Annotated in this window: 11 protein-coding genes; 3 read left to right on the top strand and 8 right to left on the bottom strand. The window is 44.2% G+C overall.

The window, feature by feature from the left end:
* Positions 1–20: 20 nt before the first annotated feature.
* The 3 genes from MKY52_RS10640 to MKY52_RS10630 all read right to left on the bottom strand — a co-directional run bounded on the left by MKY52_RS10640 (position 21) and on the right by MKY52_RS10630 (position 3126).
* Positions 21–869, bottom strand: coding sequence for a carbohydrate ABC transporter permease (locus tag MKY52_RS10640; protein WP_341051300.1), 849 nt, complete (start codon positions 867–869; stop codon positions 21–23).
* Complete coding sequence (locus tag MKY52_RS10635) at positions 869–1747, bottom strand: carbohydrate ABC transporter permease (RefSeq protein WP_341051299.1); 879 nt, start codon at positions 1745–1747, stop codon at positions 869–871. The genes MKY52_RS10640 and MKY52_RS10635 overlap by 1 nt, the downstream gene beginning before the upstream one ends.
* Before the next feature lie 83 nt (positions 1748–1830).
* Entirely contained in the window at positions 1831–3126 is a 1296-nt protein-coding gene (locus MKY52_RS10630) for an ABC transporter substrate-binding protein (protein ID WP_341051298.1), read from the bottom strand.
* A gap of 188 nt (positions 3127–3314) precedes the next feature.
* On the opposite strand from MKY52_RS10630, the gene MKY52_RS10625 reads away from it, so the two are divergent.
* On the top strand, positions 3315–4037 hold the full coding sequence (locus MKY52_RS10625) for a helix-turn-helix transcriptional regulator (protein ID WP_341051297.1): 723 nt from the start codon (positions 3315–3317) through the stop codon (positions 4035–4037).
* A gap of 174 nt (positions 4038–4211) precedes the next feature.
* Here the strand turns inward: MKY52_RS10625 and MKY52_RS10620 are convergent, their stop codons facing one another.
* On the bottom strand, positions 4212–6461 hold the full coding sequence (locus tag MKY52_RS10620; RefSeq protein WP_341051295.1) for a copper amine oxidase N-terminal domain-containing protein: 2250 nt from the start codon (positions 6459–6461) through the stop codon (positions 4212–4214).
* A gap of 343 nt (positions 6462–6804) precedes the next feature.
* On the opposite strand from MKY52_RS10620, the gene MKY52_RS10615 reads away from it, so the two are divergent.
* Positions 6805–8316, top strand: coding sequence for an aminotransferase class V-fold PLP-dependent enzyme (locus MKY52_RS10615; RefSeq protein WP_341051293.1), 1512 nt, complete (start codon positions 6805–6807; stop codon positions 8314–8316).
* Between the two features lie 8 nt (positions 8317–8324).
* On the opposite strand, the gene MKY52_RS10610 is transcribed toward MKY52_RS10615, so the two are convergent.
* Both MKY52_RS10610 and MKY52_RS10605 read right to left on the bottom strand, forming a co-directional pair.
* On the bottom strand, positions 8325–9239 hold the full coding sequence (locus MKY52_RS10610; protein ID WP_076284881.1) for an aldo/keto reductase: 915 nt from the start codon (positions 9237–9239) through the stop codon (positions 8325–8327).
* A gap of 44 nt (positions 9240–9283) precedes the next feature.
* On the bottom strand, positions 9284–9901 hold the full coding sequence (locus tag MKY52_RS10605; protein WP_042192646.1) for a TVP38/TMEM64 family protein: 618 nt from the start codon (positions 9899–9901) through the stop codon (positions 9284–9286).
* A 182-nt stretch (positions 9902–10083) separates the two neighbouring features.
* Here MKY52_RS10605 and MKY52_RS10600 point away from each other — a divergent pair, with 182 nt between their 5' ends.
* Entirely contained in the window at positions 10084–10596 is a 513-nt protein-coding gene (locus MKY52_RS10600) for a GNAT family N-acetyltransferase (protein ID WP_341051291.1), read from the top strand.
* 333 nt (positions 10597–10929) lie between these two features.
* On the opposite strand, the gene MKY52_RS10595 is transcribed toward MKY52_RS10600, so the two are convergent.
* Both MKY52_RS10595 and hydA read right to left on the bottom strand, forming a co-directional pair.
* Positions 10930–11181, bottom strand: a complete 252-nt coding sequence (locus MKY52_RS10595; protein WP_076179218.1) for a hypothetical protein — start codon at positions 11179–11181, stop codon at positions 10930–10932.
* Complete coding sequence (gene hydA, locus MKY52_RS10590) at positions 11181–12608, bottom strand: dihydropyrimidinase (RefSeq protein ID WP_341051288.1); 1428 nt, start codon at positions 12606–12608, stop codon at positions 11181–11183. Before hydA ends, MKY52_RS10595 begins: the two co-directional genes overlap by 1 nt.
* Between the last annotated feature and the right edge of the window lies 1 nt (position 12609).

The raw sequence follows: 12609 nt of genomic DNA, 5'->3' as shown, positions 1-12609 counted from the left end.
GAAGGCCCCCTCATCCAATTTTATTTCACTGCACCTGCCATAACGCCTTTAATAATGTATTTCTGTGCGAACAGATAAAAGATAATAACCGGAATAATCGATAAGACAAGTCCTGCCATTGCAAGGTTCCACTGAATTGTAAATTCTCCGAAGAAGAAGAAGGTTGACAATGGAATGGTACGAAGCGCTGGGCTTGTTAAGGTCAAGGATGGAAGTAAATAGTCATTCCAAATCCACAATAGATTCAAGATTCCTACAGTCATCGTAATTGGCGTAAGCATTGGGAATACAACCTTCCAGAATGTCTGCCACGTATTACAGCCTTCGATCATTGCCGCTTCTTCAAGAGCAATCGGTACCCCTTTAATAAAACCGTGATAGAGGAAGACCGACATACTTAGCCCAAATCCGATGTACATGAAAATTAGGCCATAATGTGTATTAATCATAGAGAAATTAAGTGATGGGATATCCCATTTGTTCAAATATTGCATTAACGGAATCATCACCGATTGAAACGGGATGAGCATCGTACCTACGAATAAGAGGAGAATGCCATTGGACAATTTATTCTTCATGCGAACAAGCATCCAAGATGTCATCGCTGAGAAGATAATAATAAGCCCAATACTAATGACACTCACTAAGAGCGAGTTTTTAAATGCTGACAAAAAGTTCATTTTGTCCATTGCCGCAGCATAGTACTCGAAGGAAAAGGATTTCGGTAGGCCGAACGTATCGGTGAATATCTCGGCACGTCCTTTGAACGAATTCACAAACATAATATACATAGGCAACAGCATAAGAAGTCCACTAACCCAAGCTATAACTTCAAGCAATATTGAAGTTGATTTATTGCGACGTTTCATTATTGTTCAACCTCCCTTTTCTTCGAGATAACGACCTGCGTAACCGTCACAACTAAGATGACGAGGAAGAAAATAATCGCCTTGGATTGCGCGAGCGCATATTGATTCATACTAAACGCGGTTTTAAAGATATTCATTGCAACAAGCTCGGTTGTACCGTAAGGACCACCGTTCGTTAGTGAGATATTGGTATCATATTGTTTGAATGCGTTAGACAGCGTCAAGAACAAGCTGATCGTGAAGGCTGGCATAATGAGTGGGAACATAATTTTGCGGAATCGCATCCATCCGCCTGCGCCATCCATATCAGCTGCCTCCAGCACCTCATCCGAAACACCTTGAATAGCTGCGATGTAGATGATCATGACGTAGCCGGCCATTTGCCATGTTCCTACGAAGACCAGCGCCCAGAAGGAAGCCGTCGGATCATCCAACCAATTGAAGAAGATCGAGCTATTCCCCATTACTTCTCCAACCTGTACGAAGAATTTCGTGAATACGAACTTCCAGATGAAACCTAGGATCAGACCACCGATCAAGTTCGGCAGGAAGTATATTGAGCGTAAAAGATTACGCGACTTAATTTTGGAAGTCACCAGCATCGCGAGTGAAAGTCCGATAACGTTAACGAGAATAATCATGCATGCGGCATATTTAAATGTCAGGCCGAAGGATGTAAGAAAATCTGAATCTTGAAACACCCGTACATAATTATCGAAGCCTACAAAGTTAGAACCTGCAAATTTAAACCCATCCCAATCTGTAAAAGAGTACACAATCCCCATAACGAATGGAATGATGACTACATTTATAAAGATGAATAATGATGGAACAATAAAAGCTGCGGCTATTAAATTTCTCTTTACACTTTTCTTCAATGGTTTCACCTCTTATCCATTTCTACAAAACAAGAAGAGGCCGCTTAACGAATATTCGAGAAGCAGCCTCCATAGCCATACGATTATTTTTTAACCGCAGTCATCCAAACATTCTGAAGTGCTTCTAACAAGCCCTCGCCCGTTAATTTTCCTGCATAGTATTTTTCCATTTGGTTCGCAAACTCTTGATCTGCACCCGCTGGGAATTGATCGAATACCCATTTCACTGTCTTGCCTTCACTTGCATAACGGTTCACTTCTTGGGATAACGGATCCATTTTGCTAGTATCAAAACCGGAGTACACAGGGATAAAGTTAAACTCATCCGTTACATAGTGCTGACCCGCTGGATCTGTTATCAACCAATCCAAGAACGCCTTCGCACCCGCTTGTTGATCTTCCGATGCATGCTTGTTCACGCGGAAGAAGTTACTGTTACCTACCGCAATCCCTTGGTTACCTTCGAATGGAACTGGCATGAAGCCATAGTCAAATTTCACATCATAATCGTTTAGAAGACCTTGTGCCCAGTTTCCTTGATGGATCATTGCATATTGACCAGCTGCGAAACCTGCAACCTGCTCATCATACGTATCCTTACTCAAGTTCGTATGGTCTTTGATCTTGTCCAGATCTGCAACATACTCTTTCAATTCAGGAACATCTTGAAGCTTCAATTCACCAGCATTGATCTTTGCAATCGTACCGGCTGTGTCTTTCATTACTGCAAATGGCCAGTTAAATGGATGCATGAACCGGAAGTAAGACTCTTGTGCATATGCGATTGCCTTCTTCACGCCCTTCACTTGCTCTAGCTTCGTGCTTGCTGCTACAAGATCATCCCATGTCTTAATATCATCCGCATTCACGCCTGCTTCTTTGAACATATCCTTATTGTAGATAAGTCCGAAGCCTTCAAGCGCAACTGGCAAGCCATATAATTTACCATCATTACGCGCTGCTGTATCTTGTCCTTCAACAATTTTGCTAGCCGCTTTCATATCATCCAAGGGTGCCATATATGGAAGATATTTTTGAAACTCTGAGCCAGATGCTGTTGTGAAAATGGTTGGTGCTTTTTCTGGTGCGGAGCTGAATTGTGTCTGGAGCACCGTCATCAGGTTGTCACCTGCTGCTCCTAATGCTTGTACTTCATATTTATCTTGAGTTTTATTGAATTCTTTCACTGCATCCTCTAGTGCACTTTGGATTTCTACTTTATTCTGAATGATTGTAATAACCGCTTTTTTACCAGTTCCTTTAGACGTTGTGTCTGCGCTATTTGCCTTGTTTGCTCCATCATCACTCTTTGCTCCACAAGCGACTAACGTGGATAACATAGCTACAGATAATACTGCTGCCCCTACTTTTTTCTTCATCTGCAATACCCCTCTTCTGAAGATTTCATAATTTTTATTGGTATTTCTAAAATTGAAAGCCTTTACAAAACTGATATTACACGATAATATAATACTTAATTACAAATTCTTAACATTAGTTTCGATTTATAAATACAGATTATATTGTAAAATCCTCCCTTAAACAGGTAGCCTAAAGGAGATTATCCATGCTAGACATTACTGCCGTCCTCGAACGCAATATGGCGAAGAATCGCTATCAGAACTATATGCACCCTTCCTATGAGCACGAAAAGAAGCTCGTCTATGCAATCCAACGCATTGATCGTGAAGGTGCCGTTAAAATATTGAATGAAATCAACCTGCTGGAACGAGCCAACCTGTCACCGAAGCCTTTACAGTCGTTGAAATATTCTCTAGTCGCTAGCTGCACCATTTTTACGCGTGCGATCATTGAGGCGGGAGTCGATTCCGAGTCCGCGTTCATTCTCAGTGACCATTACATCAACTTAATTGATGAGAGCGACTCGATCGTGAAGACCGTTGAGATTGAATACCTCATGCTAAATAGCTTTATTAGTGTCATCTCAACCCATCGTTCGTATTCATATGGACCCATCATTAATAAGACGATCGCCTATATTAAAAAGCACATTGAAGAGAAGCCTTCGTTAGAGCGAGTTGCGGAAATCGTGCAGTTGCATCCGAATTACCTCGCAACGCTATTCAAACAAGAAACAGGGAGCACTGTCCTCAACTTCATCCATAAAGAAAGAATAGATGCGATCAAGAACTTCCTGATCCATACAAATATGGCGCTTCAGGATATTAGTGATATCTTCGGCTTCGCTTCCTCTGCCTACTTCTCTACCTACTGCAAGACGCATCTAGGCATGACCGCAAGGGAGTATCGAAAAGATCACATGAAATGACAAGCAAAAACGCCTTCGGCGTCCTTAAAGGACGGAAAGCGTTTTTGCGAGAAATATAAGGATAAAGTATAGCGTGAAACTTATACTTCCGTATATTTTTTAAAAAAGGCGAATTCTCATTCATAGCTGAATGGAATCTCGCCTTTTGGTCCCCCTAATGATTACTTTGCATAACTATCTCTTCGGTGGTTGCGGTGTAATCAGGAAGTTAACCGGCAAATTACTACCAGACGCTGCAGTGAACAATATCTCAACAGAGCCCCCTTCAGCACCTGTACGATAAACCACACTATTCAAGTTTGCATTTGTAATACTGCCGGTACTTGGCATTTGAACAATTTGACCATTCACCATAACAGGTCCCATATAATTACCACCACGCGGGTTAAAGGTAATTAATGAATTGGGAGCAACATGTTCAAATTTGATTTTGTATAGTACTCCGAAGTTGCCTGCATTGGATGCCCCAGTTCCTGACATAGGGTCGGTGCCCATCAAATTCAAATCACTTGAATTATCACCGATGAGAAGTCTCGCAGGTGTTCTCCCTACTTCATCCGTAACAGTCATGATACGTGTAGAATCAGCATAAGTCCCTCGGTTATGCACGCCATCACGATCCAGTATTGGAAGCATAGGAAGTGTGGTTAACGGATCTTTATTCGCATCAATCATCATAACATTGTATTCAATAGGATAATCACTATATAAGTCCGCTTGGAGTGAAACGATTTCGCTCGGTTTTATTGCAATATTATTCAGATCAGACAGGATAGAGACGCTTTCACCAGGTTGTAGGACCGTTGTCTTGTAATCTTTTTTCGTTTGCATGGATTCCCAGTAACGTTGCACTGAGAGTTTACCCGTAGCTTCCGGAAAGGGATGTGGGCCTCCAACGCCTAAATATTCTGTTGTGATCGTCGTAGGGAATAGATTGTTGTTCTTAGCTATCACATATACCTTCATTTTAGTATTCATATTATTCTTGTGGTGAATCAAAAAGCGGGTTCCACCGAACGATGTTTCACGATAAGTAATCCCTTCCATATTTACGGTTTCTGGACTGTTAGCGCGAATAAGATTATAAGGCTCAGAAGTGAGCGTATAAGCTACCTTCTGCCAGTTTGGAACATTGGATCCGTCAATATCAAATACACTACCCGGAGAAGCGAACAATCTATAGAAATCTTCCTTACTGTACAAGACTTCACCCGTAATATTAATGACTTTTTCAAAAGTGCTGATTGCGCCATGTGAATCTTCTACTTGAATAGAAACTGTTGCAGGACCAGGCGTGAAGAAAGCTTCCGCTTTATTCGTCCAGGTCGTTGTTTTAAGTGTATCTCCGTCTGGGTCGGTGCTCATATCCGTATAAGTGATCATCTCACCCATTTTGTAGGAATCCTTATCGGTCGTAAAATTTGCAACCGGCGGTGTATTCGGTTTTAGAATCGTGATCGTCGTGGAGTAAGGATCACTCCATTGTCCATTAGCATCCCTAACAGAGTAGGATACTACATATTGCCCAGGTGTATCATAGATATCCTGCTTCCCTTCCCACTTCTCTTCAACTATGGCTGAACCAATCGGTGAAGAGCTAGAAGTCAGGAAATTCACTGGATCACCAGCATAAATTATAGCCGGTACTGTAAAAGAAGCTTTAGGCTTCAAATTTAGCGAAAGAATGACTCGCTTTTGCACATTATCCACGGTATACGGAATGCCCAGCGCCCCAGTAATGGACGTCAATGGAATCATAAAGGTTCCTTTGAATTGATAAGCTGGACCTTTCATTGTCACATTCTTACCATTTACGGAATAAATCTTACTGTCTGTCTTGAACCGCATAACGTCGCTGCCTTTAGTAACAATAGTCTCTTTCGTCTTATAATCGTAAATGTATTTCACACCTACACGTTCAACCATAGCTCTAATCGAAACGTAGGAAACGCCATTCTTCACTGCCATTGGCTGATTAGCCAAATATTCAATGCCATTCTGATACATTTTGTTACTATTCATCATAAGTACAAGCTGATTGCTAGCCCCTGCATTAACTATATCTGTTGTAATCGGTGGTGTGGTGGTCGCAGGTATAAGTGTAAGACTTGGACTCGGTGTGGGGGATGGTAACGTTGTTAAAGTAGAATCGGTTATTACCCCTGTAATTGGCGTTACTGTCGCTGCTGGTGTTGGCGTTGGTGTTGGTGTTGGTGTTGCTGTTGCCCCTTCTGCTACCGGACGTGTCAATGATGGCAATGGATCAGTAGCTTCTGGAATTACTTCCGCAACAGATGTAGCAGCCACTCTTACTCCACTGGTGTTACTGGAGGTAATATTTCCAGCTTCAGCAAAAACGGGCACTGCCGCAGCAGTCTGAGATACGGCCAATAGTACAACTAATGATAGTTTTTTTAAATGCATGATTTGACTCCTCTGCTCCATTAATAAATATAAGTGGCCCCTAACTTTACCTTCCTCTTATAGAACGAGACAGCGCTTTTACTTCATGGTACATTCAATATTTCAAATCGTATTATTTGACGCAGTAGATCTCAAAAAGTTTCATTATAAGTAAATAAAAAACAATGTTGTATATTAATTACACCATCCACCTCTATCTCCTTTATCTGTTATTCCTATAAACTCCACCTAGGCTTTAACCCAATTCTCCAAGCAAGCATATACTGATGCCATAGAAACTACTGGCACGCCGAAAATAAACTATGACCTTACCACTATCGGCGTACGGGCTGGAGGGAAATCCGTGCTAAACATCATCCACGCCTCTTCTGCAGAGACGCCCGCTTCACCACAAAACCATTTCGAGATTTTTCGTGAGCACACCATTGGAATTCGGCATCAGATCACCACACCCTATGGTAGACAGCCCCTGCTGTATGCCGATTGGACCGCAAGCGGACGCTTATATGAACCGATTGAACGGAAGCTGCAGGAAGCCTTCGGTCCATATGTTAGTAATCCACATACAGACTCCAACACGACCGGTTTAACCATGACACTGGCTTATAATGAAGCGCGACAAATTATTAAAAAGCATGTAAATGCTGGCCCTCAGGACATCCTGCTCTTCTGCGGAAATGGAACAACGGGAGCCGTAAACAAGCTGCAGCGTATCATGGGCTTAAGACTCCCTGAGTGGATTCAGGACTATAGCTCCCATTCGATGGAGGAACGTCCTGTGATCTTCACCAGCCATATGGAGCATCATTCCAATATCCTTCCCTGGCAGGAGGGGATTGGTGATGTTGTGACTGTTCCTCCCGGAGAAAACGGAAATATAGATCTTCAGCAGCTTGAAGCCCAGTTGAAATTGTATCAGCATCGCCGCTGGAAAATCGGTTCATTTACGGCTTGCTCCAATGTGACCGGAATTCAGACTCCCTACCAGAAGCTTGCCGCGATTATGCACCGCCACGGAGGCCTATGTTTTGTAGATTTTGCCGCCAGCGCTCCCTATGAGCCTATCGATATGCATCCTGTCTCACCGCTGGAGAAGCTGGATGCAATCTTTTTTTCTCCGCATAAATTTCTGGGTGGACCGGGCACGAATGGCGTTCTAATTTTTGATGAGGCTCTAAGTAATGGACGTATTCCTGACGAACCGGGTGGAGGTACAGTGGCTTGGGTCAATCCTTGGGGAGGACGCCGCTACACCAACGAAATAGAGATGCGGGAAGACGGGGGAACACCGGGGTTTCTGCAAGCTTTTCGGACGGCACTTTGCGTGAAGCTGAAGGAACAGATGAATGGAAACGGTCAATATATGGTGATTAGAGAGCACGAGCTATGCCAGCAATTAATGAACGGGCTCCGTAGCATACCCGAATGCTCGCTGCTAGCTGGACATCATACAGAACGTCATGGCATTGTCTCTTTTACACTACGTGATATTCATTATAATCTTGCAGTTCAACTACTAAATGATCGCTTTGGTATACAAGCCCGGGGTGGTTGCTCTTGTGCAGGTCCTTATGGGCATTACTTACTTGAATTAGGGTGGGCGCAATCTGCTCAGATCGCTGAGGCAATTACTGTAGGAGACCAGTCGCTTAGACCGGGTTGGATCCGCATCTCTCTACACCCCATTATGACGAATCAGGAGGTAGAGAGAATTGTATCCGCTGTACGAAATATCGTGATCCATTTCCAACAATGGAAACAGGACTATTTTTATGATGCTTCTACGAACAGTTGGACCCATATCTACAATGAGGATCCCGCTGAGGCGAAGGTCAAAGCACTTTTTTCGGTGTAGTTTCCAGCTTATTGTGTAATGTCCTTCACCATGTCCAGATCGGCAGCACTAGCGTTGGAGATAACCTGTTCTACATTTTTACAACCTGGAATTACACTGGTTACTGCGGGATGCTGAAGGCACCACGCCAAAGCCCACTGCGCCATATCGAGTCCAGAAGGGACTTCATTGGCAGCAATTTCAGCTACAGCGCGCAGCTGTTTTTGCCTTACATCCTCTTTATGGTTAGCACGCACATCACCCTGACCAAATACCGCATCCGGCTTGTACTTGCCGCTTAAATAACCACTCGCTAACGGAACACGCGCCAACACACCTAATTTATGCTCGATGCAGAGCGGAAGAATCTCTTCCTCAGGTTGACGATCCAGCCGATTATATACTACTTGTATGGCCTCTGCTTGCACATCCGCTGCTGCAGAGGTCTGATGTACACCCGAGACTGATGCACTTATCGAGACGCCTAAATGACGGATTTTCCCTGCCTGCTTCTGTCTGTCGAGCATGCTCCACAGCTTGTCATTATCGAATTGCTCATCCGTTCCGGAATGGAATTGATAGAGGTCGATGTACTCGGTCTGAAGTGCACGCAGGGAATCATCCAGCTGCTTCAGCACATCCTCAGCACGCCATAACTGTTCCCGCTGCAAATGTCCCTGAAAATGATGACCGAATTTCGTAGCTACAATCCAGTCCTCACGTTTTCGGCGAGCCAGATAACCCCCGATGAACTTCTCTGACAAGTGATCTCCATAACATTCTGCCGTATCAATCAGGTTAATACCGAGCTCTCCAGCCTTATCTAGCATGGCATCGACTTCTGCTTGAGTGAAATCCTTACCCCACTCTCCACCGAACTGCCAAGTACCCAATCCGATCACCGATACATTCATCCCTGTACTGCCAAGTTTACGATATTTCATCATCATTTCCTCCTTTGTTCTATTAAAATAGTCCATTCACAGTACTAAGCTGCCTTGTTTCCATCTTCCACCGTTCTAGCGAACCGCGCCTCGATGGCTTTAACTCCCCATAGTGACAATCCAATAAACACCAAGACATAGATGATCTCCCACGGCTGGCGGATAAATCGTTCCAGATCATTTCCAATATATGAAACTGCGAATACCATGATCGCTTTGCCCACAGTGAGCGCAAGGAGGTATGAACGAAACCTCATACCAGCAAGACCAGCAGCCATATTAATTACAACGAAGGGGCCAACCGGGAATATACTAAGCAGAAATACATAACTGAATCCGCTTTGCCGCACCCATGTCATACTTTTGGCTACCTTTGGCCGTTCTGCCCATTTTCGCAGATACCGATGCGAAGCTACTTTGCGAATAATCCAAAATGTTGTCACACAGCCCGCAACCAAGCCGATCCAAGAATACAAAAAACCTAACCATAAACCATATACAGCCCCGTTTAATCCGACGATCGCAATAGTTGGTAGTGGTGGTATAAATGATTTCAAAAACGTTAACGCAATGCCCGGAAAGGGCCCAAACGAACGATATTGTTCAAGCAGATGCCGCAGATTATCCTCTGTCAGCCAAGACATAATATCAAGAAAGTACATAACCAGCTGATCTCCTCATCCGATTGGAATTCTTAACACCTGGTCTCAATTATACACGAAGTTGCGAGCATTCCTACAGCTCTTCCAATATAAAGAAAACAAGCTAGAACTACATGAATGACAGCGAGTAGACCGTCAGTTACCATAGATAGAAAATACATATGAGACAGGGGCGCATGGTTATGATCATCCATTCAGAAGCCTTGGATTTACAACGTACCACCGTGCTGGATTTAGCGTTCGTATTAGCGACAGAACAAAATGTAGGAAACCGTGCCTATATCGGAGTATGGAGCAAAGAGGAGCACACTACAGCCATCCATGATTCAGATATTCTGCACCTTACAATTAGGGATCACTCTGGAAAAAGAGTCGGTTATATCATCGTAACAGGACTTCAGGACACCCATCTTTCCGTCTGCATTAAAAGAATCGTCATCCATTCCAAAGGGCTTGGGTATGGCAAACTGTCGCTTCAGCTCGTGAGCGACTGGATCTTTCGCCACACTGAATCACATCGCCTATGGTTATATGTTAGAGACCACAACCACAGAGCACGCCATGTCTATGAAAGCTGTGGCTTTACACTGGAAGGCACTCTACGTGAATGCATAAAAGTAGGGGAACACTTTGAATCTCTGCATATCATGTCCATATTACGGCATGAGTATATGGAGCGTGAACAGAAGCTGTAAATCAGATAAAGGACTAGATATAGGGAAAGTCTCCCTATATCTAGGTCTTACAGGAGATAAAAACCAATATAAAGGGGAAAGCTCCCTTTAATTTACGGCAATCGTTCAATATCAGGGATATCATAGTGATTTATAGGGAGGTATTCCCTTTAATGTCTATTTCATAACCGTAATTGGCTAAATATACGGAGGTTTTCCCTATAATTGTCCTCCCAGAGCAATTACGCAAAATAACGTCAGATTTTCAGCACCCGCTTTACAATGACACAACAAAAAGCCGAGCACCAAGCCCCCGGTTTAGGAGCTTACTACTCAGCTTTCAATACCCGCACCTCAAACCTCTCCACTGTAACAACCCGCCTGCTCACCTTCAGCCCTCAGCCCCGCAACCACAAGGGTTGTCACGTACTTACGGGCATCCGCTGTCAGCAGTAACAGCTCTACCGAGCTTTTAGCCGGCTCCCCTCTGACAAACTTTATTCGGGCACCGTCCAAATCCTCTTGGATGCTGGCAATCGTATATCCTTTAAAAAGCAGCCCATCAATCTCCTGCTGTTCTTTGGCATATTCCGCAAAAGCAGACATTAGACTACACCTCCGCTAATTTCCGCCTTGGAAGGAAGAGGAGCCTCCGCTGCAAAACGCTTGCGCTTTAAATATTTTCCCGACCCGGGTTTACCAACAAATTGCTTGTCTCGAATCACAAATTCGCCTCGACTGAGAACAGAAACAGGCTCTCCCTTTACTTCAAAGCCCTCAAACGCATTATAATCGACGTTCATATGATGTGTTTCTGCGGAGAGTATTCTTTCTACAGCCGGATCAAAAATAACCAAGTCAGCGTCACTGCCTACCGCGACCGTGCCTTTTTGCGGATACAAGCCAAACAGCTTGGCGCTAGAGGTAGCAATAATGTCTACGAATTTGTTCAATGAGATCCGGCCTTTCTGTACACCTTCCGAAAATAGAATCGTAAACCGGTCCTCAATGGTCGGCCCACCGTTCGGGATTTTGGAGAAATCGCCTAGCCCCAGATCCTTTTGTCCTTTGAAATCAAACGAGCACTGGTCAGAACCAATCGTCTGCAAGCTGCCGCTCCATAGCGCATCCCACAAAACATCCTGATTCCACTGCTCACGCAGGGGCGGAGACCACACGTATTTGGCACCTTCGAAATTAGGCTTTTTCAGCGCCGTCTGATCCAGCACTAAATACTGTGGACAAGTCTCGCCGTAGACGCGCAGTCCCTTTTTACGCGCTTCAGCAATCTTCCAAGCGGCTTCCGCACAGGTCACGTGTACAACATACAGCTGAGAATCTGTCAGTTCGGTTAGATAAGCTGCGCGTCCCGTAGCTTCACCCTCCAGCTCCGGCGGGCGGGTCAGCGCATGAAAGATCGGATCAGTGTTGCCTGCGGCCAAGGCCTGCTCAACAAGATATTCAATGACATCTCCATTCTCCGCATGCACCATAACGAGTGCACCTTCTTTTTTCGCGGCTTGGAGGGTCTTAAAAAGTGTGCCGTCATCCGCCTGAAAAGTATTCTTATAAGCCATAAATACTTTGAGCGAGGTAATGCCTTCATTCTCAATTATCTCCGGAAGCTCACCCAGTACTTTATCGTTTAATTCTGAGACCATAAGGTGGAAGCTGTAATCAATCACCGCTTTAGCCTGCGACTTATGATGCCATGTATCTACGGCTTGCTGTAGCGGTTGTCCTTTGGTGGTTAAGCAAAAATCAATGACTGTGGTCGTTCCGCCATATGCAGCCGCAATGGTTCCCGTCTCAAAATCATCCGCTGTAACCGTGCCGCCAAAAGGCATATCCAGATGCGTATGAGGATCAATGCCTCCAGGAAAAACATAACACCCCGAGGCATCTATAATTTCCGCACCAGGGACATCCAAATGAAGGCCAATCTCCGTAATAACCCCGTTTTCAATCGCCACATCGCCTGTATAAGTATCTGCTGCGGTAACGATGATGCCATTTTTAATAATCTTTTTCATC

Source organism: Paenibacillus sp. FSL P4-0184, assembly GCF_038004625.1.
Taxonomy (GTDB): Bacteria; Bacillota; Bacilli; order Paenibacillales; family Paenibacillaceae; genus Paenibacillus_AQ.
Note: the sequence above shows the minus strand (reverse complement) of the source record. Positions and strands in the feature narration are given on the sequence as shown.

What these genes read in the sequence shown, in the direction of transcription:
- MKY52_RS10640 (WP_341051300.1), bottom strand. Translation starts at nt 869, where the DNA reads ATGAAACGTCGCAATAAATCAACTTCAATATTGCTTGAAGTTATAGCT.
- MKY52_RS10630 (WP_341051298.1), bottom strand. Translation starts at nt 3,126, where the DNA reads ATGAAGAAAAAAGTAGGGGCAGCAGTATTATCTGTAGCTATGTTATCC.
- MKY52_RS10625 (WP_341051297.1), top strand. Translation starts at nt 3,315, where the DNA reads ATGCTAGACATTACTGCCGTCCTCGAACGCAATATGGCGAAGAATCGC.
- MKY52_RS10620 (WP_341051295.1), bottom strand. Translation starts at nt 6,461, where the DNA reads ATGCATTTAAAAAAACTATCATTAGTTGTACTATTGGCCGTATCTCAG.
- MKY52_RS10610 (WP_076284881.1), bottom strand. Translation starts at nt 9,239, where the DNA reads ATGAAATATCGTAAACTTGGCAGTACAGGGATGAATGTATCGGTGATC.
- MKY52_RS10605 (WP_042192646.1), bottom strand. Translation starts at nt 9,901, where the DNA reads ATGTACTTTCTTGATATTATGTCTTGGCTGACAGAGGATAATCTGCGG.
- MKY52_RS10600 (WP_341051291.1), top strand. Translation starts at nt 10,084, where the DNA reads ATGATCATCCATTCAGAAGCCTTGGATTTACAACGTACCACCGTGCTG.
- MKY52_RS10595 (WP_076179218.1), bottom strand. Translation starts at nt 11,181, where the DNA reads ATGTCTGCTTTTGCGGAATATGCCAAAGAACAGCAGGAGATTGATGGG.
- hydA (WP_341051288.1), bottom strand. Translation starts at nt 12,608, where the DNA reads ATGAAAAAGATTATTAAAAATGGCATCATCGTTACCGCAGCAGATACT.